This window comes from Streptomyces sp. MNU76, from assembly GCF_020982545.1.
Lineage (GTDB): Bacteria > Actinomycetota > Actinomycetes > Streptomycetales > Streptomycetaceae > Streptomyces.
Map to the genome: position 1 here is coordinate 55,349 of NZ_JAJKLK010000024.1, position 26,872 is coordinate 82,220.

Consider the following 26,872-nt stretch of genomic DNA (forward strand, 5'->3'; position numbering starts at 1 on the left):
TTTGCCATTTCCAGCCATTCAGCCCGGCAGTCTCCGGCACGTCGGACGGAAGCGGAGAGCAGGCACAGCACCTGTTCGGCTTGACGCGTTCACCGTCCGCTCAGGTCGCTTCCAGTCTACCCATACGGAAGAGTTGCGGGTCTTGCGCGGGATACCTAGTGCGACCTTCGCTGATGGCGGGCGGCATAGTGCGCCGACTCCTCGTGGGGACCGGGATGAGGCCGCCCGTCCTTGGATCTCAGTCGCGCGGAGCGCGGAGCGCGGCGGCGGGATCGGAGGCGAGCCAGCCGCGGGCGCCCCAGAAGTCGACGGCCCGGCAGATCGTCCCCAGCGCCCGCTGGGCGCGGTCGCCGCGGTCGCCCCAGTGCCCGAGGCACCATGCGGTGAGCCGATCAGCGGCGCCGTCGCCCTCCAGGACGGTCAGCCGGTTGTGGGAGCCGAGGTGAGTACCCAGCAGCAGCATCGCGGTGGCATCGGCCTGGCCTGAGGCTTCACCCATGAAGGCGGCGATCGCCTGCCGGACCGTAGGCACCATGGACGGGTAAGGCGCCGCCTTCGGCAGGTTCGCCCGCGGGCGGGGCGCGGTGCGCGGGGCCGGTGACCTCTTCCCGGCTGCCGCCTGCTGCGCCACGGCAGCGGGAGCCAGCTTCGGCGCGGGTGCGGACGGCGCCGACTTCGGCTTCAGCGGCGGCGTGTCACTCACGGCCGGGCCCTGGACGGCGCCGAGGCAGGCGGGGACGTAGTCGCTGGGGACCGGGACGTTCTGGGAGATGGAGGTTTCCAGCGCGTCTGCGTCACAGGTGCGGCACAGCGGCACGTCGTCCCAGCCGATGATGGACAGCTGGGTGCCGCGGGAGTGGCGCGTCATGGCCTGCGGGCGGTGCACGATGTCCTGGCCGCCGCAGCTCGCACAGCGCAGCCCACCGCGCATCCATTGCGTGTTGCAGCTCAGACAGGTGATCCGGATGTCTCCGTCCACGGGGTCGCCGCGCAGTTCCTCGGCCTCTCCGCACGACGGACACGCCGTCATACCCGCCATGTCCGATGTCCTCCTCACCAAACAGCACTACGTCACCAACTCTCCGTTACGCGAGAGTAGGGCCGAGGGCTGACCGAGACCCCGCCTCCCCCACCCCCCTCGTTCGCACGCCGGTGCCTGCCGGTTCAGCCCTTGGCCGGCCGCTCGGCCGCGGCGCGGCGGAAGGCCCAGGCGAGGTCCGGCTCGGTCACTGGGCGAAGGACGCGGCGCACCGGCGGGGTGCACAGCAGGGTGACGGCGACCGCGGCGACGACCGTGAGGACGACCTTTCCGGCGGGGTCGTGCAGCCAGGCGTTGCCGTCGACGAGACCCGAGTACTTGGCGCCCTTGGTCAGGAAGCCGTGGAGCAGGTAGCCGCAGATCGTGCCGGCGCCGAGCACCGTGAACCAGGTGCGACGGCGCGGAACCCAGGCCAGGAAAGCGGCCGTCAGCAGCACGGAGCAGCCGAAGAGGGCGAACGTCATGACGACACCGGTCCACCAGGGTTCGCCGATCTCCTGGGCGCTGGAGCGGCGGAAGAACCACTCGGTCCGCATGCGGGTCGACGCCCAGTAGGCGAAGGCGAGCGCGCCGGCGAAGACGGGTATCGCCAGCAGCCTGATCGCGCGGCGGTCCAGGAGCTTCAAGTGCTCGGGCTGCAGGCACAGGCCGAGCACGAAGAACGGGAGGAACTGCAGGACCCGCTGGAGGTTGAGGTCCTCGCCGATGCCGGGGGTGACGGAGGCGAGCACGGCAATGGTCAGGGCGACTGCGAGGGGGTGACGCAGTTGCTGCCACAGCGGTGTGGTGAGCCGCCAGATGAACAGGGCGGCGAGGAACCAGACGAGCAGGAAGGGGTCGAGCAGGCTGATGGCATGGTCGGGGGAGTCGTCGGCGTACCGCTTGAACAGCGAATAGGCGGTCTCGAAGACGATGTACGGGACCGCGATGCCGCCGACGAGGCGCCTGATCTGACGAGGCCGGGCGGCGAAACTCCGCGACAGGTAACCGGAGATGACGATGAACGCCGGCATGTGGAACGTGTAGACGAGGATGTACAGCGCCTTGGTGGCACGGCTGCTCTCGACGAGCTCCCAGGCGTGCGCCACCGCCACCAGGACGATCAGCAGGTACTTCGCGTTGTCGAAGGCCGCGTCACGCCCGCCACCCGCGGGAGACGACCCGCCCCCCGGTGTCGGCGCCGGCTCCGCGGACCGGGAACGGGGCGATATGGCGTTCAGAATGCGATTCGACAAGTTGTCCCTCTCGTAAGGGAAGAGATACTCAGGCGGCAGCAACCGAGCCGGCGGAAGCAGGCCGCCCAGCCACTGTGCAACTCAACTGACTGGGGACATCAGAGACACCCACCAAGCAGCGAGGCCGCCATCTGTCAGGCACCCTAGCAGCCTCTTTACCCTTGCTTTGCCGAGGGGTTCGACCAACCCTCGCGCCTTCCGCTCGCCTCAGCAGCACCCAAGGCCGAGGTGCGGCGGAAGTGACAGGTCGCCGCCTCGCGGTCGCCGGATGGTCCCACACTCTCCTGCCACGTGAGGTACCACACATGCCTCACGAGTCGCTGCCGACGGCGACGGGTGACCTCAGGAGGTCTCAGTGGCGGGGAGCGAGGGCATCGGCTGTCCTAGTCGTGGGCGGCGATGAGGTGGTCGAGCCGGGCGTCGGGGAACTCGCGCTCGAAGGAGTTCGCCTGCCAGCCGTCGGCGAAGAGAGCGAGCTGGACCTTGTCCCGGATGCGGGTCAGGGCCTCGCCCTTGACGATCCGGGAGCGGTTGAGTGCCTCCGCGCCGGACGTGTCGGTGGCGCGGGCCAGGTGGTAGGGCAGCATCTCCAGTCTCACGGCGGCGGAGAACTCCCCGGCCATGCGTGCGCTGACGACGTCGAACTGCATCGGCCCGACCGCGGCCAGCACCGGTGCCTGGTCGCCGCGCAGGTCGGAGACGAGGACCTGGACCACGCCCTCCTCGTCCAGCTGTGAGATGCCGCGCCGGAACTGCTTGGAGCGGGAGAGGTCGACCGGGCGGACGACGGCGAAGTGCTCCGGCGCGAAGGTCGGCATCGGCGGGAAGACGGCCGCCTGGTCGGCGTAGAGGGTGTCGCCGACGCGCAGGGCGGTGGCGTTGACGAGGCCGACGACGTCGCCGGGGTAGGCGATGTCGACCATGGAGCGGTCCTGGCCGAAGACGCTGTGCGCGTACTTGGTGGCGAAGGGCTTGCCGGAGACGGCGCGGGTGACGGTCATGCCGCGTTCGAAGATCCCCGAGCAGACCCGCATGAACGCGATCCGGTCCCGGTGGGCGGGGTCCATGTTGGCCTGCACCTTGAACACCAGCCCGGAGAACGGCGCGTCCACCGCCCGGGTCCCACCGCCCTCCAGCTCGCGCGGACCGGGCGGCGGGGCGAGGTCGACGACGGCGTCCAGTACCAGCCGTACGCCGATGTTGGAGATCGCCGCGCCGAAGAACACCGGTGTGGTCCGGCCCGCCAGGAACGCCTCCTGGTCATGTACGGCGCCGTCGGCACCCGGTAGGTGTCCTCGGAGAAGTCCGCGTGCCCGGGCGTGTCCAGCAGGTTCAGCACACACCCGCGGTACGCGAACTGCAGCACGGCCGAGGTGACGGAGATGCCACGGGCGAGGAGTTGACTCGGCGGGTCGGCGAGCGGTTCCAGGCCGGGAAGCGCTTCGCGATCGTCGTAGCGGCCGAGGGGGCCAAGCCGAAGCCCGGCACCATGGGGTTCGACGAGGGCGGCAGGGACCTCTACGGGCTCGAACGCTTCGCCGGCATCGCCCGCCAGCTCTCCGTGGAACTGGAGAACCGGCTCGGCAAGGAAGCCCGACCCGTCAGCCTCGGCCACGTCCAGCGCGGCGGCACCCCCACCGCCTACGACCGCGTACTCGCGACGCGGTTCGGCTGGCACGCCGTAGAGGCCGTACACCGAGGCGAGTTCGGCAAGATGACCGCCCTGCAAGGGGCCGACATCGTGATGGTGCCGCTCGCCGAGGCTGTCGAGACGCTGAAGACCGTTCCGCAGGAGCGGTACGACGAGGCCGAGTGCGTGGTGTGACATGAGTTCCCGCCCGCGCGCCCGACGCCTGCCCTGGGGCTCGGTAAAGCAGTCGCCCACCTCCGCTCCCGCCCCGGCATCATCGTCGGGATCCGACGTCCACTCGCCTTTCAGGGAGACCGCGTTGACCACCGACCGCTTCCCGGACCTCGCCCGCACCGGCACGGCCGTGATCGGCGCCCGGTACGTCGGAGACGCCGACCGGCAGCAGTTCGTCACCGACACCGAAGCCAACGCACTGGACTGCACGGCCCCGCCCCGTGGCCTTGCCGCCGTGAGCTGGTTCGCGAGCACGGACGGCGAGACCGTGCTGACGCTCGCACAGTGGGACAGTGCCCTGGCATACGACGCATACCTGCGCGGCGGCGGCCACGCGGCCCCGCTCGTAAGCCCGCCCGCTACCGCCCCCACCACAGCCTGGCCGAGGAACACGAGACCCGCGTCCCGGGCTGCCTGATCACCGCCGCCTTCGACGTCGACGGACCCGAGCGGCAGCGCCACCTCGTCGACAGCCTCATCGCCGTACAGCCCGAGGACGGCGGGCATCCCGGGGCGATCTCCGCGCACTTCCTCCTGAGCACCGACGGCACCAGGGTGCTCCTCTACACCGAGTGGACCAGCATCGAGACACACCAGGGAGCCGCCGAGGCCGGCGACCACGACAAGGGACACGAGATCATGTCCGGAACGCCCGGCGTACGCCTCACTCACGGCGGGCGATACCGCCTCCGCCGCTCGCTGCCCCTCCCCCTGCGGTGACCGGCGCACCCGGCGCCGCGTACGCCTCGCATCGCATCACCCGGCAGGCAGTGGATCGCCTCGGCAGACTCTCCGGTAACGTCAGGGTATGAGCCATCCGCACCCCGAACTCAAAGCCGCCCCGCCGCTGCCCGAAGGAGGGCTGAGGGTGACCGCCCTGGGCGGTCTGGGCGAAATCGGCCGCAACATGACCGTCTTCGAGCACGCCGGCAAGCTGCTCATCGTCGACTGCGGCGTGCTGTTCCCGGAGGAGAACCAGCCCGGCGTGGACGTGATCCTGCCCGACTTCACCTCGATCCGGGACCGCCTCGACGACATCGTGGCCATCGTGCTCACCCACGGCCACGAGGACCACATCGGGGGCGTGCCCTACCTGTTGCGGGAACGCTCCGACATCCCCGTCGTCGGCTCCAAGCTCACCCTCGCCTTCCTGGAGGCCAAGCTCAAGGAGCACGGCATCACCCCTCGCACGGTGCGCGTACGGGAGGGCGACCGGCGCGGCTTCGGTCCCTTCGACTGCGAGTTCGTGGCCGTCAACCACTCCATCCCCGACGGCCTCGCAGTCGCGATCCGTACCGGGGCCGGGATGGTGCTGCACACCGGCGACTTCAAGATGGACCAGTTCCCCCTGGACGACCGCATCACCGACCTGCGCGCCTTCGCGCGCCTCGGTGAGGAGGGCGTGGACCTGTTCCTCGTCGACTCCACCAACGCCGAGGTACCCGGCTTCACCACCTCTGAACGCGACCTGAACCCCGCGATTGAGCAGGTGATGCGCACGGCACCCCGCCGGGTCATCGTCTCCAGCTTCGCCAGCCACGTGCACCGCATCCAGCAGGTCCTGGACGCCGCGCACCAGCACGGCCGCAAGGTCGCCTTCGTGGGCCGTTCCATGGTCCGCAACATGGGCATCGCCCGCGAACTGGGCTACCTCAAGGTCCCGCCCGGCCTGGTGGTCAGCACGAAGGAACTGGAGAAGCTGCCGGACCACCGGATCACCCTGGTGTGCACCGGATCCCAGGGCGAGCCGATGGCCGCGCTGTCGCGGATGGCCAACCGCGACCACGCGATCCGCGTCGGCAAGGGCGACACCGTCCTGCTCGCCAGCTCCCTCATCCCCGGCAACGAGAACGCCATCTACCGGGTGATCAACGGCCTGACCCGGTGGGGCGCCCACGTCGTCCACAAGGGCAACGCCAAGGTCCACGTCTCCGGGCACGCCAGCGCCGGTGAACTCGTCTACTGCTACAACATCGTCAAGCCGCGCAACGTCATGCCCGTCCACGGCGAATGGCGCCATCTGCGGGCCAACGCCGACCTGGCCATCCGTACGGGCGTCGACCCCGACCGGGTCGTGATCGCCGAGGACGGCGTCGTCGTCGACCTCGTCGACGGCCGCGCCTCCATCACCGGCAAAGTGCCCGCGGGCAACGTCTACGTGGACGGCATGGAAGTCGGCGGCGCCACGGAGGCGTCCCTCAAGGACCGCGTCACCCTGGCCGAGGAAGGCGTCATCACGGTCGTGGCGATCGTCGACGCCGACACCGGGGCGCTGGCCGAGACCCCCGACTTCCTGGCCCGCGGCTTCGTCCACGACGACACCACCTTCGAGCCGGTCATCCCGGTCATCGAAAAAACGCTGGCCACCGCCGCCCAGGAAGGCGTCGGTGACGCCCACCAGCTCGAACAGCTCGTCGCCCGCGCCGTGGCGAACTGGGCCTACCGTACCCACCGCCGCAGGCCCCTGATTATCCCCGTCATCATCGACGCCTGACCGGGTCAAGCCTGTCCCTGTCCGGCCGGCGACAGGGACGGCTTCGTGCCCGGGCAGCGAAGAACGGCAGCCCGGGCGCCAACTTGCCGGCACCGGTGGTGCGTCAGAGAGGTGAACGGATGAGCGTGCGTTTCGAAGAGATCGACTGGCGCCCGACACCGATGGGCGACATCAGTCTGCGGCGCCGACGCGACCCGGCGTCGGGCAACGATGTGTACGAGGTCAAGCTCGGGGACGAGTTCCTGATGTCCAGCCTCTTCACAGCAGGAGAGATCGCCCTCGCCCAGCTCGGCCTGGCGAAGCTGCCGAGCGCCGAACTGGACGTCGCCGTGGGCGGGCTCGGGCTCGGTTACACCGCAAAGGCAGCCCTGGACGACCCGCGGGTTCGCTCGCTGACCGTGATCGACACACTCGGCGAAGTCATCGACTGGCACCGGCGCGGGCTGGTACCGCTGGGCGCCTGTCTGGCGTCGGACCCCCGCTGCCGCCTGATCCAGGGCGACTTCTTCGCGATGGCCGGCGATTCCTGCGGTCTGGACCCCCAGATACCGGGCCGCCGCTTCCACGCCATCCTGCTGGACGTCGACCACTCGCCGCGCCATGTGCTGCACCCACGCCATGCGGCGCTCTACCGGCCTGCCGGGATGCGCGCCCTGGCCGGCCGTCTCCACCCCGACGGTGTCTTCGCTCTGTGGTCGAACGACCCGCCGGACGACCACTTCGCCTCCGTCCTCGCGGAGGTCTTCGCAGAATCAGAAGCGCATGTGGTCGACTTCGACAACCCGTTGCAGGGGGAACCTCGGCCAACACCGTCTATGTGGCGCGGAAAGCAGCCGTCGCGAACTGACGCATGTCTGGCACCGATCGCCGCGGGAGCGTCGCCAGGCCGGGTTCGCTGCTCCGCGATCGCCAGAACGCCGCTGCGCCGTAGGGACCTGCCACCGCCGTCGGCCGCCCGGCCCGATGTGCCGATGGCGGGCGGATCATGACTGTTCGCGGGCCGGTTCGTGCTCCTGCGCTTCGGGTCCGGCCTCGTCGGGGTCCTGGGGGTCCTTGAGGCGGAACAGGGCGATCAGGATGCCCGTCGTACCGGCCGCCGCGACCAGGGCGGCGGTGGCGATCGAGGTCGCGTCCACCAACGGCCCGAACACCAGCGGCGAGGCGAACTGCCCGCCGAAGAGCGCGGTGGCCTGCAACGACGTGGCCGTGCCACGCTGTTCGGCAGGAGCGGCGCGGTCGACCAGGACGGTCAGGGTCGGCATCGTGATGCCGCTGCCGATACCGGTCAGGACCGGCACGAGCAACAGGACGGCCGAGTGGTCGGCGACGGCGAACACCAGCAGCGCCGCCGTCCACGATCCGGCCGCGATCCGCATCAGCGTCGCGTAGCCGAACCGGGAGGTGAGCTTGGCGTACGTCAGACCGATCAGGCTCGCGGCGCCGGAGGCCAGGACCGTGCCGTACAGGGCCACGATCAGGGTGTCGTGGATGCCGAGTTGGTCCAGACGGCGGGGCAGCGAGACGGCCAGCACCATCATCAGCCCGGTGGTCGCCACCCACAGCCCGCACAGACCCAACACGAGCGGATGCTCGCGCAGCAGCCGCACCGCACCACCCCGGGGCCTCTTCGTCTTCTGGCTGTTCTCGGCCGTTGGGGCGGTTCTCGGCAGGGCGAACACGGTGGCCGCGCCCAGCGGCAGGGCGATGAGATAGATGGCGAACGGCGCGTGCCAGGACTGGTTGCCCAGTGCGCCCGCCGCGAGCGGGTAGAGGAAGCCGCCGACCGTGGTGGCGGCGGTCCGCCAGCCCATCACCCTGTCCCGCAGCTCATCCTGGTACAGACCGAGAAGAGCGGCGGTGGAACAGGTGAACACCGCTGCCGCCCCCACGCCGAGGACCAGCCGGGAGGCGAACAGCGCCGGATAGGTGTCGGTGACAAGGCCGGCACCGCCGCCCAGCCCGTACACCACAAGCCCCACAGCGAGAGGCAGCCGCGGGCCGAACCGGTCGGTGGCCCGGCCCACCAGCGGGCTGACCACGGCGATGGCCAGGCTGTGCGCGGTCAGGACGAGCCCGGCGGCGGTACCGCCCACATCGAGAGCCTGACGGATCACCTCGATGACCGGGGCGATGGTCGCACCGCCCATCACCCCCAGCGTGGAGGCCAGCAGCAGCACCGTCAGCGTGGCCCGGGTGGGGCGCGGTACCTCGCAAGCAGCGGGCATCAGGCCGCGACCAGGGCATTGTGCAGCTCCCAGCGGCGGTAGCCGCACGGTCGCACACCCGGGATCTCGCCGGTGACCGCGTCGATGTGGGACTGTTCGTCGCGCCACTCCGCGTAGTTGAACACCCGGGTGCCGTCCACGCTGGTGTGGACGTGTGCGGCGATCGAGCCGGGCATCGTGGCCACGTCCTCGGTCATCGCGAAGACCTCGCTGATGAAGTGCCGCCGCCGCTCCGGCCCGTCCGTGTCGAACACCGGGGTGACCACGCACCCCACCGGGGCCTTCTGGGCTGTGCTCACATAGGAGCGGTGGACGCGGTAGCGCACCGGCGCGGACGGCTCGGCGCCCAGGATCCCCTGCACATGCGGCACCGCGGCGGTCAGGGTCACATCCAGGAACCCGTCGTCAGCCCACTGTTCGTACGCCATCAATGCCCGGCCGTCGGTGCTGCTGAACAGCGACCAGCTCAACAACCCGCCCGGCCACGGCCCTTGCTCCCTGCCAGCGGCTGCCGCCTCGGCTGCGGCGTTCCGGCGCGCGGAGTCACCCACATGCCGGACAGTGATCACCACAGTCTGCGCATCGCCACGGGTGATCTCGGGCGGGATCTCGGTACGGCGGATCACGACAACTCTCCCCACAAGTCGGCCACAGCGGGCAGGCGGGCAGCGCGAAGCCCGACCCACCACACCACCAAAGAAAGTGAGACTCGATCCAATCCTGGCACGAGTACCGAAATGACTCCAGTGCCATTCAGGCCCTGGTCCACCTTCGGTAATCTGATCCCGTGGCCACCGACACCCCCGCCCCCGACGACGCCCTGCCGCTGCGCGAACGCAAGAAGCAGCGCACCCGCCGCGCACTCGCCGACGCCGCGCTGACCCTGTTCAGCGAACGCGGCTTCGACCGCGTCACCCTCGAAGAACTCACCGCCCACGCGGAAATCGGCCGCAGCACCTTCTTCCGCTACTACGGCACGAAGGAAGACGTCGCCATGGCCGCCGAGGGCGAACTCTGGGACGCCTACACCGCCCACTTCGAAGCACACACCAGCCCCGGCCCGGCGCTCGACGCACTGCGCACGTCGCTGGCCGCGGCCATCCTGTCCATGCCCGGCGACTGGGACCACCGCTTCCTGCGCACCCGCCGCCTCGCCGCCGGCACCCCCGTCCTGCGCGACCACAGCATCCTGTCCTCCATGAAGGCCCAGCAGCGCCTCGTCGAGATCCTCGAACAACGCCTCGACACCGACAGCCGCGAGGACGTACGGCTGCGCCTGCTCGGCGAGTTCGCCCTCAGCGCCTGGCGCTGCGGCGCCCGCAACTGGGTCGCCGGCCGCGGCCCCGACGGCTACGACACACAACGCGGCCACGGCGGCACCAAGACCCTCGCCCGCCGCGTCGAGGAAGCCTTCGAGGCCATCCCAACGGCTCTAACCCTTGACCTGGACTGAGCGTTCGGGACCTGCGCTCCTCTCGAGAACGCTCAACGCCTCAGAGGCGGCGCCGCATGGAAAAGCATTCAGACACTTCACATAGTTGGCTCCACCGTCAAGCAGGGAAGCCTCCGCCGCCGCGTACGGCCAAACCACGCGCCACTGTGGATCGACGCGGTGCACCTCGTCGACGCACGGAGTGCCGTACGGTCCTGCACGACCATTTCCTCTGGTGCCTGCCCGACGACCGGGTGCACGTGACCGTCGAGATGGACGCCTCGGCCTCAGCAGGCACATCAGTACCGCCGACGCACCACCGGCCGCTCGTACATCGTCTACGGGCCGCTCGCCCTCGGCGCGACCAGCGTGCTGAACGAGGGCGTGCCCAGCCACCCGGACCGCCGCTGCTGGCGCATCGCCGAGCGGCTGGGCGTCACCATCTTCCACACCGCGCCGACCACCATCCGGATGCTGCGCAAACTGGGCCCGGACGAACGGGCCAATACGACTTCCACTTCAAGCACATGACGACGGTGGGCGAGCCGATCGAGCCGGAAGTCTGGCGCTGGTGCCAGGACGAGGTTGGCAAGGGCGGGGCCGTGGTCGTCGACACCTGGTGGATGACCGAGACCGGCGGCTTCGGGCACCACGATGCCGGCGCTGCAATCAATGAAGCCGAGCAGCTGTAGCCCGGGCGCGCTGGGCATCTGTCCGGCGATCTACGACGAGCCGCTCGCCGCCGGCAGCGGCAGAGCGGGCAACATCTGTATCCGCAACCCCTGGCCTGGCGTCCTGCAAACCGTGTGGGGCCAGCCCGAACGCTTCGTCGACATCTACTGCCGCCGCTAATGCCGCCATAAGCAAGTATGGTGTGGGATTCGACACAGCTTGGCATAGGGATAGGGACACGATGCGCTGCCGCAATGCGACACCAACCACGTCGCCAGCCGCCTCGTAAAGAGACACGACCTGCGGGGGACACGGTCTCTGCGGAAACAAACCTCCTGCGCGAATTGCACTGGAGCCCGACCGCCCTCGGGATCGTCATGGGCGCCGGCGGAATCGGCGGCATCCTCGGAGCCCTCGTCTGGCAGCCCCTGGAACGACGCTGGGGCCCAGGCAAGGTGATGCTCGGCGCGCTCACCCTCAACCCACTCGCCCAGATCCCCCTAGTCCTCGCCGACCCCGGACTCAGCGGACAGATCGCCATCGGCACCGGCATGGTCATCCAAACCGGCGCCGCCGTGTGTCACGGCGGACTCCAGCGCGCCGTCCGCCAGGAACTCGCCCCCGACCATCTCCAAGGACGGGCCCAGGCCACCGGCTCCTGGCTCGCCTTCAGCCTGCGCCCGTTCGCCGCCCTCGCCGCCGGCGCACTGGGCACCCTGCTCGGCCTGCGCCCCACCCTCACGCTCATCACCGCGGCCCTGATCGTCCCGTTCCTCGTGCTGTGGAACTCGCCCGTCCGCGCGCTCGGCCCCGCCGCCCCCATCTCCCTGACCCCGACCGAGGAGCCCGCCAACCCATGACGATCACCAACCCGGCCGATTACTGGGACCCGCTGTGGGCATCGGGACGCCGCTACCGCGGCCTCGACCCCGAGGAACAGCAGCTGACCCGCCACTTCCTCGGCGCCGGCCGCAGCCGGCCCGCGCTCGACATCGGATGCGGCGACGGGGCCCTGGCCTGGTACCTTCACGCCGACCTCGGATACCGCACCACGGCGATCGACTGCTCCTCCGCCGCTCTGAAGATCGCGCAGGCCGAGCAAAGTGCGAACGACGGCCCGGTCTTCCAGCAGCTGGACATCGAGACCGACGACACCAACGTGCTTCCCGACGCCGGCTACGCCCTCGTCACCTGCCGCCTGGTATTCGCCTTCATCAAGGACAAGCCCGCCCTCCTCGACCGCATCCGATCCCTCCTCCCGCCCGGCGGAACCTTCTGGCTGGTGACCCCTCTCGCTGAACGCCTCCCGGAGGAACGGAAATCCATCGGAATCACCGCGCAACAGGAGGAGTTACTGACCGCGCCCTGGTCATCGGTCCAAAGTGAAGACCTGGACTCGATGCGCTGCTACGCCCTGCGCCCCTGACCTGCCACGATCCAAAGCCCTGACCTCGACGAGGGCCCCACGATGGCGGGAATGGCCGATTCAGGCCATTGCTGCCCGCAGGTGGGCCAACAGGCCCTGCGTATCCGTCAGATCCGGAACGACGAAGTCGGCGCCGGCGGCACGGAGTTCTACCACCGCGTGGATGCCCGAGGCGACAGCAACACAGTGTGCCCCGGCGTCATGCGCGGCTTGCACGTCACGAGGCGTGTCACCGATCAGCACGGTCGGCGTCGTCATCGCCACGCCATAGACGGCATGTACCCGGGCCCGGGCAGCGTCGACGAGCTGGGCCCGGTCCTCGCTGTCTTCGCCGTACCCACCCACGGACATGTCGAGCAGGACGTCGAGAGCGAAAGCCCCCAGCTTGACGCGCGCATTCGCTGCGATGTTGCCCGTGAGGACCGAGGAACAGACCTCGGAGTCAGCCGCGAGCGCCTTCAACGCCTCCTGGACACCGGGCAGAACCCGGCCTCGTCGTCGCAGGTCCTCCTCGCGGCCCCGCCCGGCTTCTTCCAGCGCCTGCTGCGCCGACTCCCATCCGGGAACCGGCAGAGCGTGCTGGACGAACATCTCGCGCATGATCGCCCGGTCGGTGCGTCCTTCCGTCGGCGCGGGCAGGTCGGCATCCCGCCCCGCGAGGGCCTTGAAAGCGTTGGCGTAGATCTCTTTGCTGACGCCGGCGTTGTCTACGAGGGTGTGGTCTACGTCCCAGAGCACGATGAGCTGCACGTGCCCAGGGTAGGCAGCGTGAACTGCCTGTTAATAGTGCCCCCTTGGGACGTCCTGGCGTCCCGCAAGATCTTGCCGCGTCCCGGGACGTCCTGCGAGGATGCGGATGTGAACGAGCGGCTGCGTACGGTGATGATCCAGCGGAAGGTGACGCCGGAGGACCTTGCGGCCTCTTGCGAAGTCGACGTCAAGACGGTGGAGCGCTGGATCAGCCTGGGCCGGCAGCCACTTCGCAGGCACCGCTGGGCGGTTGCGAGGCATCTCGGCGTGGACGAATCGTATCTGTGGCCGCCAGAGGAGGACGACGCGCCGGCCCAGCCGACGGAGCAGGCGGAACTGGTCGCTGCCTTTCCCAACCGCGCGAGTGTCCCGCAGAAGACCTGGGTCCGCCTCCTCAAGTCCGCGCAGGAGCACATCGATGTCCTGGTGTTCAGCGGGACGTTCTTCGCCCAGACGAACCCGCGCGTGGCGGCGATGCTCGCCGAGCGCGCCGACGCCGGCGTCCGGGTCCGCCTGTGCTTCGGCGACCCGTCCGGCAAGGCGGTCGCCGTCCGCGACGAGGAAGAAGGGATCGGCGGCACACTCTCCGCCAAGATCAGGGCATCGCTCACCTACTACCGCAAGCTGATCGGCACCCCCGGCTGTGAGGTGCGCCTCCACGACACGACCCTGTACAACAGCCTGTTCCGCTTCGACGACGTACTCCTCGTCAACCCGCACGTGTGGGGGCAGCCCGCCAGCGCCAACCCCCTGTTCGAACTGCGCCGCCTGGGGGACGACGGCTGGTTCGACCACTACGCCGGTAGCTTCGACGCCGTCTGGGAGACTGCAAAACCCTGGTCACCCGAATCCATGTGAGGAGCGCGGCCCGCGATGGGACGTACGGAGTACTGGTACGACGAGAACGCACCCAAGCCGAACACCCTGATCCCCGCGTGCAACATGCTCGCCGCCCGGGAGACCGACGGTGCCATCCTCCTGCAGCGCCGCCGCGACACCGGTCAGTACGCACTCCCCGGCGGAGCCATGGACATCGGCGAATCCCCGGCCCAGTGCGCGGTGCGGGAATGCAAGGAGGAGACCGGAGTCGATGTCATGCCCATCGGCCTCCTTGGCGTCTACTCTCTCCCCGAACATGTGGTCGCCTACACGGACGGCGAGATCCGGCAGGCATACGAAGTGACCGTGATCGGACGCCCCGTCGGCGGCGAACCGACTGTCAACGACGAAGCAGACGACGTCCGCTGGGTCCTGCCCGGTGATCTGGACTCGTACGACATCCACCCCTCCATGAGGAAGCAGATCGCCCACTACCTGGACGGGACGCATCCCCACGTCGACTGAGCGCGGTGCGCTGCCTTACCGCTCGGCCAGGATCAGCCGGGCTTCGACTCTGTACACAGCAGTGCGAAGATCCTCGTCGGCCCGGCGGATGAACCGGCCGACGATGCTGTCGCGGTCGTACCGGGTGAGGATCTCCGACAGCCGGACATCCACGGTGGTGGGAGTGCCGTCCGGGGTGGTGGTCATGTCGCAGTACACGAGAGCATCCACCAGCTCGGCGTGGTCGAGGATCGGGAACTCGGCCTCCAGCTCCTCCCGCAGTCCGCGCTCCTCTGCCTCCAACAGTGCGCACGAGTGATTGGCGACCAGCCGTACCAGGCGCTCGTCCGCCGCCGAATGGTCGCGCAGGTAGCGGGCGCCGTCCAGCGGATGGAACCCCGTTGTGGCCAGTGACGGCGTGTAGCCGATGTCGTGCAGCATCGCCGCGGCCCACAAGAGTTCCGCATCGTCGCCCAGGATTCCCCCCAGGGACTGCGCCTTTGCGGCGACGCCCTGAGAGTGCGCCCAGCGCCGCGGCAGGGGCTCGGCAAGGAGGGACCCGGCCAGGTCACGGGCCCAAAGGGTGAGATCCATGCTCCGCAGCCTATGGGGGAGGCGCGTTGACCGTTTGGTGATCAGTAGGACGTCCCAGGACGTCTCGGGTAGTCCCCGCGCTTCGCATCCAGCCAGCTTTCAGCAACGGCATTTAGGGGCGGTTACCTCATGGGGCCTTTCCTGGTCAAGGGCGCGACGTAGCAGTCGCGCGGTGGGAGGTCCTCGTCGCCGGGGCGCGGGCGGCAGCCGCCGACCCTGCCCAGTACCTGACCGTATGCAGGGCAGTATGTGCCTGTTCACCGGCGCCGCCGCCTACCCCTGGCACTTACGCCCCGGCATCCTCGAAGACGTCGTCACGGCCTTCGACTTTCTCTGGAGTCCCCGCGTGAGTGAGCAGCCCGACCGGCAGATCCAGAAGCCGTTCCTGTACGTCGTCGTATGCGCGGCCGGTGTCGCAGGCGACGTCGGCACGCTGATCACTGCTGCTCAGGGAGCAGAATGGGACGTGGGTGTCGTCGCCACCCCGCAGGGCCTCGGCTTCCTCGACGCCGAGACGGTCGAGGCACAGACCGGCTACCCGATCCGCTCGGCCTGGCGTTCGCCCGGAGACCCTCGTCCGCTGCCGCCTGCTGACGCCATCGCGGTCGCGCCGGCCACCTTCAACACGATCAACAAGTGGGCCGCCGGCATCTCCGACACCCTGGCGCTGGCCATCCTTTGTGAGGCGTACGGGCTCGGCATCCGCACCGCGGTCCTCCCGTATCTGAACTCCGCCCAGGCCGCCCATCCCGCGTACCGCCAGAGCGTGGAGCGGTTACGCGAGATGGGCGTCCTGATCGGCTCGTACGAGCCTCACCAGCCGAAGGCCGGCGGTGGGGCGGACCGGTTCCGCTGGGAGGAGGCGTTGGAGCTGTTCACACCCAGGCTGGCCGCGCCACCAGTTACGGGGTGAGCCGGTTCGGCCCGCGGAAGAGGAAGCTGGCCTCGCGGATGGAGTCCAGGCCGAGCAGCACCATCAGCACGCGCCCGAGGCCCATCCCGAGCCCACCGTGGGGCGGGCACCCGTACCGGAACGCGTTCAAGTAGTCCCGCATCGGTTCGGGGCTCATGCCCTTCGCGGCGGCCTGCTCCAGCAGTACGTCATACCGGTGCTCGCGCTGCGCACCGGTGGTGACCTCCAGCCCCTTCCACAGCAGGTCGAAGCTGAGCGTCCCGCTCGGGTCGTTGGCCGGCCGCATGTGGTAGAAGGGCCGGATGTTGGCCGGGTAGTGAGTGATGAACACGAATTCGTGGCCGGTGGCCTGTTGGATGTGAGCGCTGATGCTCCGCTCACCCTCAGGGTCCAGGTCCTCCTTGCCCCCTGCCCGGTCCCAGCCGCTCTCGCGCAGGATCTTCTGCGCTTCGGCCATGGTGACGCGGGGGAATGGCGTCGTGGGCACGGTGACCTCGACACCGAAGCGCTCGGCGATCGCCCCGCCGTGTGCGTCCGCGACCTTGGCGATCGCGTGGGCGAGCATCTGCTCCTCGAAGGCCATCACGTCCTCGACCCCGTCGATCCAGGCCAACTCCACGTCGACGCCCGTGAACTCGGTGGCGTGCCGGGAGGTGAACGACGGCTCGGCGCGGAAGACCGGCCCGATCTCGAAGACCTTGTCGACGCCCGCCGAGATCGCCATTTGCTTGAAGAATTGCGGTGACTGCGCCAGGTAGGCGCTGCCGCCGAAGTAGCCGAGCTTGAAGACCTCAGCCCCCGACTCTGAGGCGGTGCCCATGAGCTTGGGGGTGTGCATCTCGGTGGCGCCCTGCGCGAAGGCGTACTCGCGCATGCCCTGTTCCAGGGAGGTCTGCACGGCGAACATCAGCTGAGTGGCGGGACGGCGGCGCACGTCCAGGAAGCGCCAGTCCATCCGCTGTTCCAGGCCGGTGTGCTCGTCGATCGGCAGCGGTGTGGCGGCCGGGTTCAGGACCTCAACCGCCTCAGGGACGATTTCCAGGCCGCCAAGCTTGACCTGGGCGGCGTCGACGACGCGGCCGGTGATCTTGACTGCGGATTCGGGGGTGAGAGCTTCGAGTTGGGCCTCCACCGGCCCGTCCTTGCGCTTGTGGGTCACCTGCACCATGCCGGTGCTGTCGCGCACGATGACGAACTGCATAGTGCTCTGCAGGCGAAGGGTGTTCACCCATCCGCAGACAGAAACGGTACGGCCGACGTGTTCTCGCAGGTCGGAGACGTGTACGCGGCTGTGGATCATTCGGGTCCTCCGAAGGACGTCGTCATGATCCCTTGGGAGTGCGGGCGAGAAGGGCAACTCGCGGTACCACCGCACTTTCGCCGCCACGCGGTGGCGGCCTCATTCGGCCCGGTGACGGGGGCCGGCCGGCGGGGCATTGGACCACCGAGCGGGGTCGTTCCTCCCCGCGCTCGGGAGGGTCTTCACCACAGAGCACGAGACCGCCTTCCCAGCTTCCGGCGGCTCTCTCGGCTCGTGTGATCTGTGGCTACTCGTCTCCGTCGACGCGTTGCTGTGCAGGGTACGGAGCGTGTAGCGGCGATGGCAATCAAGAACCTGCCGTGAGCGGGTCCCATACGGCTGGCTGCGGCTGTCGATGCCAACGGTGGTTTCCGTACGGCAGACGCTCGGCGAAGTCGTGATTGAGGGAACTTGAAGGTGCCGAGCTGTACCTCAAGTTGGGCCGCAAGGTCGCCCCCGTCGACGTCTGAGATCAGACGCGGCGTTGACTCACCTGCGTGAGTCGCCGCCGTTTCCGTTTGGCTTTGAGGCGTGGCAGGCGCGTTGTCAGGGCGCCGATCGATGGTCATGCGGGGGGACGGCAGTACCGATCGGTGTCGACCCGAGCAAGACCGTCGATGCCATGCCCGGAATGCTCGCACGGATCACGAAGCCCAACCGTGCCCCAGGGAGAGTCGGCCGACTTGATGTGCGTCGCGTTGCTCCGTGATCCATCGCTCGACCTGGCCCACGGAGTTCGGCAATGGTTGGTCCGTGGTGTCGAGCAGTTGAGTGCGCCATCGGGGATCACTGGCATGCCAGCTGGTCCAGCGGTGCCAGACCATCTTGTGCCAGCTGTTGTCGATGATGACGTCGGGCCGGTGGCGGGGGTTGAGAGCGTGCTGCCGGTGCCATGTGGCCCAACCGAGGAAGGCGTCGACGGCCGGCGTGTCCCACCGGCCGGGGTCACGTGCGGCAAGACGAGCGCGCCGGACCTCGTCGGCGACATCGACCAGGCATACGGCGATGCCATCGAGAAGCGGCGCGGAGGGCACGGCGAGGACTTCACCCAGGGGAGACTGGCCGGTGAGTAACAGGTCGATGCCGCGCTCCTGGTACTCCAGCGCGCGCTGCACCCACATCTCGGTCATCCGGTGGCGCCAGTGCAGGTCGGCGCCCGCTGGCACACCAAGTTCATCAAAGTCGTGCACGACGATGTGCGGGAGCCTGCTGGCGGTGGCGTAGGCGAGCGTCGTCTTGCCCGAGCAGCTCGACCCGGTGAGCTTGAACAACATCGCCCCACAGTGCCAGCGCCTTAGCGCCGCTCTCGACCCATTTCTGCTCACCCACTGCCTCGGCTGGGTACCAAGCGCGGTAGCGGGCGCCAGGCCGGGCCAGGTCCGGGTTAAGCCGGTGATCATCCACGTCATGAGGGCGGCGGTGACGGCGATCTGGACAGCGACGGCACGTGCACGGGCAGGAGCCTTCGGGCGGGAGGGGAAGGGTGGGGCGGCCCCTTAACCGGGGCGCCGGGTGTCAACGCTCGGGCTTGGGGGGCCGCTGCATGAGCGCGGCGGCGGCCTCGTCGAGGGTGACTTTCTCATGCAGCAGGGCGGAGATCACTTCCGTGATCGGCATCTCCACGCCCTGGGCATGGGCCAGGGCGAGAATCGCCTCGGCGGATTTGACGCCCTCGGTGGTCTGCCGGGTGGCGGCCGTCGCTTGTTCGACGCTCAGGCCCTGGCCGAGGTGGGTGCCGAAGGTGCGGTTGCGGGAGAGCGGGGACGAGCAGGTGGCCACCAGGTCGCCGAGGCCGGCAAGCCCTGCGAGGGTGGCCGGGTGGGCGCCCATGGCCACAGCCAGCCGGGTGGTCTCCGCCAGCCCGCGTGTGATGAGCATGGCCGAGGCGTTGTCGCCCAGGCCCATCCCGGAGGCGATGCCGACCGCCAGAGCGATGACGTTCTTCACCGCTCCACCCAGCTCGCAGCCGGTCACATCGCTGCTGGTGTAGGGCCGGAAGTACGAGGTGTGGCACGCCTGCTGGAAGCGTCGGGCGGCGTCCTCGTCGGCGCAGGCGACGGTGGCGGCGGCGGGCTGGCCCTTCATGATCTCGCGGGCGAGGTTCGGGCCCGACAGCACCGCGACCCGGTCCGCACTCACGCCGGTCACCTCGGTGATGACCTGGCTCGCTCGTTCCCTGCTGCCCAGTTCGATGCCCTTCATCAGCGACACGATCACGGTGTCGGGCCCGATGTGCGGTGTCCACGCGGCGAGGTTGGTCCGCAGGGACTGGGCGGGGATGGACAGCACGAAGTAGTCGGCGCCGTGAAGCGCGGCGGCCGGGTCGGTCGTGGCCGTCAGAGTGGGCGGCAGCTCGACATCCGGGAAATAGCCGGGGTTGCGGTGAACCGTGTTGATCGCGTCGGCGATCTCGTCCCGGCGGGCGTGCACGATGACGTGGGTGCCGGCGTCGGCCAGGATCTTGGCGACTGCGGTACCCCAGGAGCCGGCCGAGAACACCGCCGCACGGGCAGAACGGTGCTGGGTCACTGGGGGGCCTCTCGCCGGACGTGGGCCCGTCACCGGGGCGGCACCCGGGCCCCGACATCTTATCGGCGGTGCCAGGCCCAGCTGGAACACACGCGGGGCGCCGCAGGACCAGCAAGAGGGCGCGGCGGCCGGGCAGTGTGGGCAACACCTGGTGAGCTTCGCGCAGCATGATCTGCGCCTGTTTCTCGCCCAGCCCGCGCTGGAGTTCGTCGGCGTGGGCGATCCACAGCCGGTAGGGCCGGTCCCACATCGCGGGCTTCGCGGGCTTCGCGGGCCGCTCGTTCATGTGCTCCACCGCGAGCCTGGCCGCGTGTGCCTGCTTCTCCCAGACGGGTTCCGCGCCGCGCCGCAGCGCCCGGGTCAGAACCAGTCGGCGGCCGGGGCCAGGACGCGGCCCAGCTCGCCCACCGCCACTGCCCGGTCGGCGGTGCGAGGGCGTCCACGTACACGATGCCGTGGGCACTGGAGCTGGGCGGGCCGGTGTCCTCCAGCTCAGCAACGCGGAAGGCAGCCCGGTCGGCGGACATGCCGAAGCGGGGGCGACGGCCGGTGGCCTGGACGATGGCGACCGGGGAGAGGTGGAAGCCGTTGACCGGCCGGAGCGCGGGGGCGGAGGGCTTCTCGTGGAGTCGCATGGGGAAGCATCCGACCGTGGCCTACCCCGCAGATAAACCGCTTGCAGCCGATGGCCGTGGCAACTCCTTGATCTCGTTCGCGCGGGGCGGTGAGACAGCGCCGCCTCAGGACGCCCCGCTGCCGGCGGCGCTGGTGGCCTTGTGGCGAGCCGGCCGGGTCCTCATGGTCTTCGATCGCTACCGTCAGTCCTGGGAGCTTCCAGGGGGGAGCATCGAAGAGCGCGAATCCCCTCGCCAGGCGGCCACGCGCGAACTGCTGGAAGAGAGCGGGCAACAGCCTGATGAACGGTTGCGGTTCATCGGCTACGCGCGATTCGTGCTGGCGCCTGACCGGCGAGCCGAATATCTGGCCCTGTACGCAGGAACCTGCGCCGAGACCCGCGCCTTCGAGCCCACCGAGGAGATCTCGGCTATCCGCTGGTGGGACCTCCTCGAACGCCTCCCGGGGTATGTGCAGCCCCTGGACGCCTACCTCGCCGCGCTCACCCGGTAGCCCAGCAGCCGCCGCCACCGCGCCATCGAGCAGTGGTCAATGTTCAGCGGCCAACGGTCAAGGTTCGCTGTCACCGGACATCATGTCCTTCGACAGGGAACACAGTCGCTCCCAGTCCTTGCCATCCAACCGAGTCGCCGCAGGTCAACGGGGTCAACCCGCCGTACGTCGGAACTGTGGGCCGTTGACAGTCAATCCAGTCGTCGCAGGTCAGGGCCTTTCGACTGGACTGGGTTGGCTGTCAACGGACACATCAGCTCACGGCAGACGAGAAAGAGACCCAAAGGACTGGAACCTCCTCCGGGATCATGTCAACGTACAACGTCCCGTAAAAAAACCAGGCCAGGGCAGGGATGGGGCCTCCGATGCGACCGGCAGCAGGCTGGCCGCTCCGGCGGCTGTACCCGCGCTCTGCTTCGGCCGAAACCGCCTCAAGGAGGCGCACCTGTCGGATCCCGCTCAGCGATCCCCAACTTCACTGCTCCTACCCGCTTGGCATTTGGCGCCTTCGAACGCGGGGACTGCATAGGAGTGAGAGGACTATGGCACCGTCTGCGCTGCGCGTCTGTGCGGCCGGCTGTTCGGCGACGACTTGGCTGCAACGCGGCCACCGCTGTAACCGAGTGGTCCTCATACACATCGCGATGCACCCGGAGCCGCAGCGCGATGCGTCGCTCTCGGCACTCGTGATGGACGGCACCCCACGGTCTCTGGCCCTACCGGCTGCCGTTCCGGGCGTCGTCCGCCGATGAGAACGTCCGTGGACCTCCCGTGCGGGGCGAAACATAGACGACGATCGCCGGTTAGCCAAACCGGCGATCGTGACGACCATTGAGGGTGTTCGCAGCGGCTGTGCTTGGCGGTGGAGCCGTTGTGGAACGCAGCCGGTAGTGCCGCAAGACGCAAGGAGGTAATGAGCGGCCCCCGCCTGCGGCTTCCCTGATTGCAGCGCCGGTTCGCTCAAAGCAGCGATGCCCACGCCGAGTTGGCGTGAGGGCTCTCTGGTGTTGCTGATGCCGTTCTGTCGCTCCGTGCGCTCCCTCTCAAGGAATTCACTCATGTGCCGATCCGCGATACCCCCTGCCCTTTTTCACCCCAGCCTGGCGGTCCCATCCGCCTTGCTCGCTGACTCCGCGTCTATCCGCAATCGCGGGGCGGCGTCATGACGGTAGCGGTTCGGCCTGCGCAAAAGCTGACGGTCGACGAGGTCTGCGCTGAGCTGCAGGTCTCTCGATCGACCTTCTACGACTGGCGCCAGAAGGGACGCGGGCCACGCTGCATCCGACTGCCCAACGGCTCGCTCCGCATACGGCGCGGTGACTTCGAAAACTGGCTTATGGATTGTGAGGACTCTTCTTGATGGACACCAGCTCGTTGGATGTTCGCTTCTACCCCATCGAGACGAACAAGCGGGCTAATGGCAACACCTACACCGTCCGCTGGAAGGTCGCCCACAAGAAACATAGCAAGACGTACAAGAAGAGCGCGGTAGCCGACGATGAGCGTGCGAAGCTGATGTCCGCGCACAGGAAACGCGAGCCGTTCGACATCGAAACCGGGAGGCCGATCTCCTGGACGTCCAAGGCCGCCGAGGTGAACTGGTACGACTTCGCGGTCGAGTACGTCGACTGGAAATCGCCCAGCGCCGCTATCAACACCCGTAAGAACATGGCGAAGGCGCTCACACCCGTGACCATCGCCCTGCTGCGCACGCCGCCGCCTCAGCACTTCGAACCGGTGAAGGTCCGCAGGGCGCTGCGGGAGTACGCCTTCAATATCCGACAACGTGCAAATCAGGAGAGGCCCATACCGGCCGAGGTACAGACGATCCTCAACTGGGTCCAGCGCAACTCTCTCCCGATGAGCGCGTGGGAGAAGACCGAGCACGTTGACAAGGTCGTAACAGCCCTCACCACGCGCCTTGACGGTACTGCCGCAGCCGCCAGCTCCGTCAGGCGCAACGACCGCATCATGAACTTGGTCATGGCCTACGCGATCGAGCACAGCTACCTGAAGGCCAACCCTCTCCCGAAGGGTAAGGGCGCGCGTACTGCTCCGAAGGTGGCCCAGGCCATCGACAAGCGTTGCCTGCTGAACGGCGACCAGGTCGCGAAGATGCTGGACTGGATAGGCCAGCGTCCGCGTCGTGGGCGCATCTACCGGGCATTCTTCGCCACCCTCTACTACGCCGGCCTTCGGCCAGAGGAGGCGGTTGCACTCCGGGTGGGGGACGCCACGCTGCCGGAGACAGGATGGGGCGAATTCCTGGTCCACGAGGCTCAGCCCGAAGTCGGAAGGCAGTGGACCGACACCGGCGAGGTCCATGAGAAGCGGCATCTCAAAGGACGGGCAGAGGGCGACACGCGTCTGGTCCCCATCCACCCGGTCCTCGTCGTGATCCTTCGCGAGACGATCAAGAAGTATGACCTTGGGTCGGCCGACCTCCTCTTCCCGGGGGAGAAGGGCGACATGCTCGCGGGGTCGGTGTTCAGGCGCGTCTGGGCCAAGGCGCGCGAGGAGGTCCTGTCCGATCACGAGTTTCAGTCACCGACTGGCAAGCGCGTGTATGACCTGCGTCATACCTGCCTGACAGCCTGGATGAACGAGGGCATCCCGCACTCAGAGGTCGCCGAGATGGCCGGCAACAGTGTGCCGGTCCTACAGGCCATCTACGCGCGCTGCGTCGTCGGCCAGCGGGAGCTCTACCTGAAACGCGCCGAAGCCGCGCTGAGGCTCCCAGAAGTGGCGTCGTGAGAAGCGGAGCGGCCTCGGACCCCCGAAGAGGGGGGCCCGAGGCCGCTCCGCTTTGTGTGCTGAAAGGGGGTGTCGGGCCCGTCCCGCGCCCCCTGATTTTGTGGGACGTATGTGGGACGGACACCCGTAGAAGCCCGGTTTTGGCCGGTGTCAGCCGGACTCGGCCCCTGGCGGAGGCGAACGATCCGATTAACGTGGAAGGTCGTGAAAATGCATTCTGACCTGCGAAAACATCGCCAGCTCGACCGGTGGTCAGTGGCGCCCCCGGCAGGACTCGAACCTGCGGCCAAGCGCTTAGAAGTCGCCTGCTCCATTCGTTCCTTGGGTATACGCGTTGGCGGCTATGCCTGGTGCTTGTAACACGGGATCGCCGGTTGGCCAAACCGGCGTTTCTCCTGATCATTGCCTGTGTTCGTGGACGGATGCCGCGTCCTTGGTCCGCAGGGGCACCTTCAGCGCCTCGCTGGTGAGGCCACGTTCGCGTCATGTAGGTGCCTTTGGCCTGCGTGCGCAGAGGTGCGGGAGAGGGCGCGGCGTCGGTCTGGGGACCAGGGCTGGGGACCAGTGCATAGTGCACGCAGTGGTCTCGCAGTGTCGGTGTTGATGAAGAGCATGCAAGTGATGAAACGGCGTCCTTCAATGGGTTGACGGAGCGCCGTTCGGGTGTCTGGAAGGGGTAGCGGCGTTGCGTGGCTCTAGTTTTCGAGGAGTCGAGACGGGGGGACTTGTGGGTATCAAGCTGTCGTTGGCTGACGTTCCGCTTGGACCGTTCGCGGGCTCGTTGATCACGGTGTATTCGGCCAGGAGTAAGGCGGCCAATCTGCACGTGTCGAGGCAGTGCGGACGGTTGCGCACGTCCGATGTGAGGACTGCCGACGTGCCGCTGGAGACGACGATGTTGAAACGGTTGTGCTCGCGATGCGCCGCATGGGGTGTCTGGGGTCGGCCGGGTACCGGACTGGGTATGTTCCTCGGGGCTCTCGGCGGAACGGGGCTGTTGTACCAGTTGCAGTCCTACACGGAGCCGGACGAGGACGATTGCTGGACCGACCGCGAGGCACGGGAAGCTGCTGCACTTCTTCGCTCTGAACAGGATTTCGGCTGTGACGACGAAGAGGAGATGGAAGACGGCACATCGCGGCGGGAGGCACGTGAGGATGCAGAGGAGCTGCGGGGACTGATCTTCGCCCATTGGCGCGGTGCGGGACGGAGCCTGCATCGGGCACAGGCAGTCCTTGCTCACTTTCCGTGGATGGAGGAGTGGGCGAAGCCTTCGCTGACGGCCAAGATGCAGTACCTGGAGACGCTTCGGGCTCAGGCGGCGCGGTTCATAGACCCGGAGGAGTTCGTCGTAGCTGCTGCCGCAACGGCTCTCCCCATGCCCGAGCTTCCGCGCGCGGATCCGGCTTTCGCGGTGCTCGGCGACGACGGCCGGGTGGCCGGGACACTCGTGGACCTGTGGCGCCGGTGGCAGAGTGCGGCCGGGCGGCCCTGGGAAGGGTGGGGGACGCGTGCATACCTCTCGTACGAGATCGTGCGAGGCGTCCGCAGTAATCGGAAGGGTTACGACGCGGCCAGAGCTGAGGCGGCGCGCCTGATTGAGTCTTGGGAGGGACAGGCCCGGGCGGCAGCGACTGCGGCGGACCGGGCTCCGAGGTGTCGGCTGACGGCGCACGTGCCGGAAGCATCCGAAGCCGACTCACGTCATGGTGTCCGGGATTTCCTGGACGGGCTGGATACGTGGACGCTCGGTGTGCTGCTCACGTGGACTGTTGACGCCGACTGGGGGAGAGGCGTCCTCACGCTGGAAGTGCCCGACCTCGTCGCCGAACGGCTGCTGAGCCCGGCGAGCGGCCTTCCGTGCAGCCCAGCCGACGCGGCGCCGGACCTGCCCGAACGCGACCACGGTCCGGGAGGGCGGCCGGGCGTCGTTCGGCCGGGCATCTTCGATGACACCCCGGTCTTCGACCGGCGTCCTGTCACCCTCGATCACATCCGTGCGCTGCGCACGCTGACACCCGGTGTTGACGAGCTTTACCTTGTCTTCTCGGCGAGCGGGGGAGCGGAAGTGCTGCCTCTGGGCACCATCGAGAGGCGGCTGGCCAAGGGGTGGCGGGGCGTCCTCATCGCAGGCGCCCGTGATCTGCCCGGAAGCGTGATCGGCCCGGAGGAGCCGGAACACAGTCCCGAGCCCGAGGCGCGTGATGCTCAGCTGCCCGGTCGCGGCCAGGGCGTCCGCGATCCGTATTTCGGTGAAGGTCTGGGGCTTGTCGAGGGCGGACGCCAGACCCTCCGTCAGACCTACGGCACCGAAGACCGGGACGTGAATCTTCGCCTGCTGGCCCTGGCGCGCGGCGTGCACGACCTGCGAAGCCTGGACGCCGGACGGCCTGGTGGGCTGCCGGTGGCGGTATGGCACGGCCTGCTTACGGAGGACCGCCTCGACCTCGCGCCTTTCCGGCAGCCCGGCGGTGACCGTTGGCGAAGCGGCAGCGGCCTCCCCTTGGGGCCCTTGGCTGCAGTCCAGCTCTACACCACCAACGCCAACCCTATGATCGAGGGCAAGGGCCACTCGCCGCTGTGCCGGCACGCCCACGAACGCGCGGTCGTGACCGACGACGACCTCCTCACGATCGTCGAACTCATGGCTCGCACCGACTTCGACTGGTGCAGTAAGTGTGGTGGCTACGCCATACGCAGACTCAGCGACTCCCAGCTGTCCTACTACCGTGCGGCTCACCAACTGCACGACATCAAACGGCGACTCGACGGCGAGAGCGGTAATCCCGGCACCGAGACCTCCACGGTGATCGCTCGCCTGGATGACCTGGCGGCCTGCCAGCCGGGCGATGAAACAGAGTGGTGCAGCAGTGATTCCTGGCAGTGGCAGGACACCATCCGCGAGCTCAGGCGGAGGGTTGCGAGATCTCACGCCGTGGTCGGCCCTGGCGAACCGGTTTCCTGACGCGGCGGCAGCCATTGGGCGTGCATCACGGATGTCCCGTCGGCGATGACGTAAGCGTTCCCTACTCCAACTGGGCGGAGGGCTCGGCGATGTCGGCTTGGGGACCAGCTCCGGGGACCAGTGTTGGGTGCTCGGATCTGCCTCGCAGCGTCGGCTGTCGTGAAGATCAAGGAAAGGAAGCAATGGGTCCCAGGGCTGTCAACGGCCAGTTCTACTGGCCGCCGTCACA

24 protein-coding genes and 3 pseudogenes are annotated in these 26,872 nt (G+C 68.4%); 17 read left to right on the plus strand and 10 right to left on the minus strand.

Annotated elements, in window-relative coordinates; genetic code table 11:
• Positions 1-238: 238 nt before the first annotated feature.
• The 3 genes from E4N62_RS38735 to E4N62_RS48950 form a co-directional block, all read right to left on the minus strand.
• Positions 239-1,039, minus strand: a complete 801-nt coding sequence (locus E4N62_RS38735) for a hypothetical protein (RefSeq protein ID WP_230222204.1) — start codon at positions 1,037-1,039, stop codon at positions 239-241.
• Positions 1,040-1,164: 125 nt separating this feature from the next.
• Positions 1,165-2,274: an acyltransferase family protein gene (locus E4N62_RS38740; protein ID WP_230222206.1), complete on the minus strand. Its 1,110-nt coding sequence runs from the start codon at positions 2,272-2,274 to the stop codon at positions 1,165-1,167.
• Positions 2,275-2,657: 383 nt separating this feature from the next.
• The gene (locus E4N62_RS48950; protein ID WP_230222208.1) at positions 2,658-3,500 is read right to left on the minus strand and encodes a hypothetical protein; all 843 of its coding nucleotides are present in this window, start codon (positions 3,498-3,500) and stop codon (positions 2,658-2,660) included.
• 167 nt (positions 3,501-3,667) lie between these two features.
• Here E4N62_RS48950 and E4N62_RS38755 point away from each other — a divergent pair.
• From E4N62_RS38755 to E4N62_RS38770, 4 genes and pseudogenes are all read left to right on the plus strand, one after another.
• Positions 3,668-4,099: pseudogene (locus E4N62_RS38755) on the plus strand (6-phosphofructokinase); the annotation flags it as partial.
• 324 nt (positions 4,100-4,423) lie between these two features.
• Positions 4,424-4,858 (plus strand): antibiotic biosynthesis monooxygenase, encoded by a 435-nt coding sequence (locus tag E4N62_RS38760; RefSeq protein ID WP_230222210.1) that lies wholly within the window; start codon positions 4,424-4,426, stop codon positions 4,856-4,858.
• 88 nt (positions 4,859-4,946) lie between these two features.
• On the plus strand, positions 4,947-6,632 hold the full coding sequence (locus tag E4N62_RS38765) for a ribonuclease J (protein WP_230222212.1): 1,686 nt from the start codon (positions 4,947-4,949) through the stop codon (positions 6,630-6,632).
• A gap of 119 nt (positions 6,633-6,751) precedes the next feature.
• A pseudogene (locus tag E4N62_RS38770) lies at positions 6,752-7,479 on the plus strand (spermidine synthase).
• Between the two features lie 136 nt (positions 7,480-7,615).
• Here the strand turns inward: E4N62_RS38770 and E4N62_RS38775 are convergent.
• Together E4N62_RS38775 and E4N62_RS38780 are read right to left on the minus strand one after the other, a co-directional pair.
• Positions 7,616-8,857 (minus strand): MFS transporter, encoded by a 1,242-nt coding sequence (locus E4N62_RS38775; protein ID WP_230222215.1) that lies wholly within the window; start codon positions 8,855-8,857, stop codon positions 7,616-7,618.
• A complete protein-coding gene (locus tag E4N62_RS38780; RefSeq protein WP_230222217.1) occupies positions 8,857-9,483 on the minus strand; it encodes an antibiotic biosynthesis monooxygenase in 627 nt (208 codons plus the stop codon). The genes E4N62_RS38775 and E4N62_RS38780 overlap by 1 nt, the downstream gene beginning before the upstream one ends.
• 161 nt (positions 9,484-9,644) lie before the next feature.
• Between E4N62_RS38780 and E4N62_RS38785 the strand changes: the two genes are divergently transcribed.
• From E4N62_RS38785 to E4N62_RS38810, 6 genes and pseudogenes are all read left to right on the plus strand, one after another.
• The gene (locus E4N62_RS38785) at positions 9,645-10,310 is read left to right on the plus strand and encodes a TetR/AcrR family transcriptional regulator (protein WP_230222219.1); all 666 of its coding nucleotides are present in this window, start codon (positions 9,645-9,647) and stop codon (positions 10,308-10,310) included.
• Between the two features lie 309 nt (positions 10,311-10,619).
• A pseudogene (locus tag E4N62_RS38790) lies at positions 10,620-10,820 on the plus strand (AMP-binding protein); the annotation flags it as partial.
• Entirely contained in the window at positions 10,817-10,981 is a 165-nt protein-coding gene (locus E4N62_RS38795) for a hypothetical protein (RefSeq protein WP_230222223.1), read from the plus strand. The pseudogene E4N62_RS38790 and the gene E4N62_RS38795, both read left to right, overlap by 4 nt.
• Positions 10,962-11,141: a hypothetical protein gene (locus E4N62_RS38800; RefSeq protein ID WP_230222225.1), complete on the plus strand. Its 180-nt coding sequence runs from the start codon at positions 10,962-10,964 to the stop codon at positions 11,139-11,141. The genes E4N62_RS38795 and E4N62_RS38800 overlap by 20 nt, the downstream gene beginning before the upstream one ends.
• Positions 11,142-11,305: 164 nt before the next feature.
• A complete protein-coding gene (locus tag E4N62_RS38805) occupies positions 11,306-11,821 on the plus strand; it encodes a hypothetical protein (protein ID WP_230222227.1) in 516 nt (171 codons plus the stop codon).
• Positions 11,818-12,387, plus strand: coding sequence for a bifunctional 2-polyprenyl-6-hydroxyphenol methylase/3-demethylubiquinol 3-O-methyltransferase UbiG (locus E4N62_RS38810; RefSeq protein ID WP_230222230.1), 570 nt, complete (start codon positions 11,818-11,820; stop codon positions 12,385-12,387). The genes E4N62_RS38805 and E4N62_RS38810 overlap by 4 nt, the downstream gene beginning before the upstream one ends.
• Before the next feature lie 60 nt (positions 12,388-12,447).
• Here E4N62_RS38810 and E4N62_RS38815 read toward each other — a convergent pair whose 3' ends face one another.
• The gene (locus E4N62_RS38815; RefSeq protein ID WP_230222232.1) at positions 12,448-13,137 is read right to left on the minus strand and encodes an HAD family hydrolase; all 690 of its coding nucleotides are present in this window, start codon (positions 13,135-13,137) and stop codon (positions 12,448-12,450) included.
• Positions 13,138-13,245: 108 nt separating this feature from the next.
• Between E4N62_RS38815 and E4N62_RS38820 the strand changes: the two genes are divergently transcribed.
• Together E4N62_RS38820 and E4N62_RS38825 are read left to right on the plus strand one after the other, a co-directional pair.
• The gene (locus E4N62_RS38820) at positions 13,246-13,995 is read left to right on the plus strand and encodes an XRE family transcriptional regulator (RefSeq protein WP_230222234.1); all 750 of its coding nucleotides are present in this window, start codon (positions 13,246-13,248) and stop codon (positions 13,993-13,995) included.
• A gap of 15 nt (positions 13,996-14,010) precedes the next feature.
• Complete coding sequence (locus E4N62_RS38825) at positions 14,011-14,481, plus strand: NUDIX hydrolase (RefSeq protein WP_119580337.1); 471 nt, start codon at positions 14,011-14,013, stop codon at positions 14,479-14,481.
• Positions 14,482-14,496: 15 nt separating this feature from the next.
• Here the strand turns inward: E4N62_RS38825 and E4N62_RS38830 are convergent, their stop codons facing one another.
• On the minus strand, positions 14,497-15,054 hold the full coding sequence (locus tag E4N62_RS38830; protein ID WP_119580336.1) for an HD domain-containing protein: 558 nt from the start codon (positions 15,052-15,054) through the stop codon (positions 14,497-14,499).
• Positions 15,055-15,301: 247 nt separating this feature from the next.
• Here E4N62_RS38830 and E4N62_RS38835 point away from each other — a divergent pair, with 247 nt between their 5' ends.
• On the plus strand, positions 15,302-15,967 hold the full coding sequence (locus tag E4N62_RS38835; protein ID WP_268270310.1) for a flavoprotein: 666 nt from the start codon (positions 15,302-15,304) through the stop codon (positions 15,965-15,967).
• On the opposite strand, the gene aspS is transcribed toward E4N62_RS38835, so the two are convergent.
• The 3 genes from aspS to E4N62_RS38850 form a co-directional block, all read right to left on the minus strand.
• Positions 15,957-17,267, minus strand: coding sequence for an aspartate--tRNA(Asn) ligase (aspS, locus tag E4N62_RS38840; protein ID WP_230222236.1), 1,311 nt, complete (start codon positions 17,265-17,267; stop codon positions 15,957-15,959). The genes E4N62_RS38835 and aspS overlap by 11 nt on opposite strands.
• A 644-nt stretch (positions 17,268-17,911) precedes the next feature.
• On the minus strand, positions 17,912-18,676 hold the full coding sequence (locus E4N62_RS38845; RefSeq protein WP_230222239.1) for an AAA family ATPase: 765 nt from the start codon (positions 18,674-18,676) through the stop codon (positions 17,912-17,914).
• Positions 18,677-18,782: 106 nt separating this feature from the next.
• Positions 18,783-19,796, minus strand: a complete 1,014-nt coding sequence (locus E4N62_RS38850) for an NAD(P)H-dependent glycerol-3-phosphate dehydrogenase (protein WP_119580332.1) — start codon at positions 19,794-19,796, stop codon at positions 18,783-18,785.
• 633 nt (positions 19,797-20,429) lie between these two features.
• Between E4N62_RS38850 and E4N62_RS38855 the strand changes: the two genes are divergently transcribed.
• The 4 genes from E4N62_RS38855 to E4N62_RS38870 all read left to right on the plus strand — a co-directional run bounded on the left by E4N62_RS38855 (position 20,430) and on the right by E4N62_RS38870 (position 26,643).
• A complete protein-coding gene (locus tag E4N62_RS38855) occupies positions 20,430-20,924 on the plus strand; it encodes an NUDIX hydrolase (protein WP_230222241.1) in 495 nt (164 codons plus the stop codon).
• 1,162 nt (positions 20,925-22,086) lie between these two features.
• On the plus strand, positions 22,087-22,284 hold the full coding sequence (locus E4N62_RS38860) for an AlpA family transcriptional regulator (RefSeq protein ID WP_119580331.1): 198 nt from the start codon (positions 22,087-22,089) through the stop codon (positions 22,282-22,284).
• Positions 22,284-23,678 carry a tyrosine-type recombinase/integrase gene (locus E4N62_RS38865; RefSeq protein WP_230222243.1) on the plus strand — a complete coding sequence of 465 codons (1,395 nt, stop codon included), beginning with the start codon at positions 22,284-22,286 and terminating at the stop codon, positions 23,676-23,678. Before E4N62_RS38860 ends, E4N62_RS38865 begins: the two co-directional genes overlap by 1 nt.
• 727 nt (positions 23,679-24,405) lie before the next feature.
• Complete coding sequence (locus E4N62_RS38870) at positions 24,406-26,643, plus strand: hypothetical protein (protein ID WP_230222246.1); 2,238 nt, start codon at positions 24,406-24,408, stop codon at positions 26,641-26,643.
• Positions 26,644-26,872: the final 229 nt, after the last annotated feature.

Coding starts and splice junctions, on each gene's coding strand:
- E4N62_RS38835 (WP_268270310.1), top strand. CDS start 15,302: ATGTGCCTGTTCACCGGCGCCGCCGCCTACCCCTGGCACTTACGCCCC.
- E4N62_RS38810 (WP_230222230.1), top strand. CDS start 11,818: ATGACGATCACCAACCCGGCCGATTACTGGGACCCGCTGTGGGCATCG.
- E4N62_RS38865 (WP_230222243.1), top strand. CDS start 22,284: ATGGACACCAGCTCGTTGGATGTTCGCTTCTACCCCATCGAGACGAAC.
- E4N62_RS38855 (WP_230222241.1), top strand. CDS start 20,430: ATGGGGAAGCATCCGACCGTGGCCTACCCCGCAGATAAACCGCTTGCA.
- E4N62_RS38775 (WP_230222215.1), bottom strand. CDS start 8,857: ATGCCCGCTGCTTGCGAGGTACCGCGCCCCACCCGGGCCACGCTGACG.
- E4N62_RS38800 (WP_230222225.1), top strand. CDS start 10,962: ATGAAGCCGAGCAGCTGTAGCCCGGGCGCGCTGGGCATCTGTCCGGCG.
- E4N62_RS38830 (WP_119580336.1), bottom strand. CDS start 15,054: ATGGATCTCACCCTTTGGGCCCGTGACCTGGCCGGGTCCCTCCTTGCC.
- E4N62_RS38845 (WP_230222239.1), bottom strand. CDS start 18,676: ATGACGTGGATGATCACCGGCTTAACCCGGACCTGGCCCGGCCTGGCG.
- E4N62_RS38765 (WP_230222212.1), top strand. CDS start 4,947: ATGAGCCATCCGCACCCCGAACTCAAAGCCGCCCCGCCGCTGCCCGAA.
- E4N62_RS38795 (WP_230222223.1), top strand. CDS start 10,817: ATGACGACGGTGGGCGAGCCGATCGAGCCGGAAGTCTGGCGCTGGTGC.
- E4N62_RS38860 (WP_119580331.1), top strand. CDS start 22,087: ATGACGGTAGCGGTTCGGCCTGCGCAAAAGCTGACGGTCGACGAGGTC.
- E4N62_RS38825 (WP_119580337.1), top strand. CDS start 14,011: ATGGGACGTACGGAGTACTGGTACGACGAGAACGCACCCAAGCCGAAC.
- E4N62_RS38735 (WP_230222204.1), bottom strand. CDS start 1,039: ATGGCGGGTATGACGGCGTGTCCGTCGTGCGGAGAGGCCGAGGAACTG.
- aspS (WP_230222236.1), bottom strand. CDS start 17,267: ATGATCCACAGCCGCGTACACGTCTCCGACCTGCGAGAACACGTCGGC.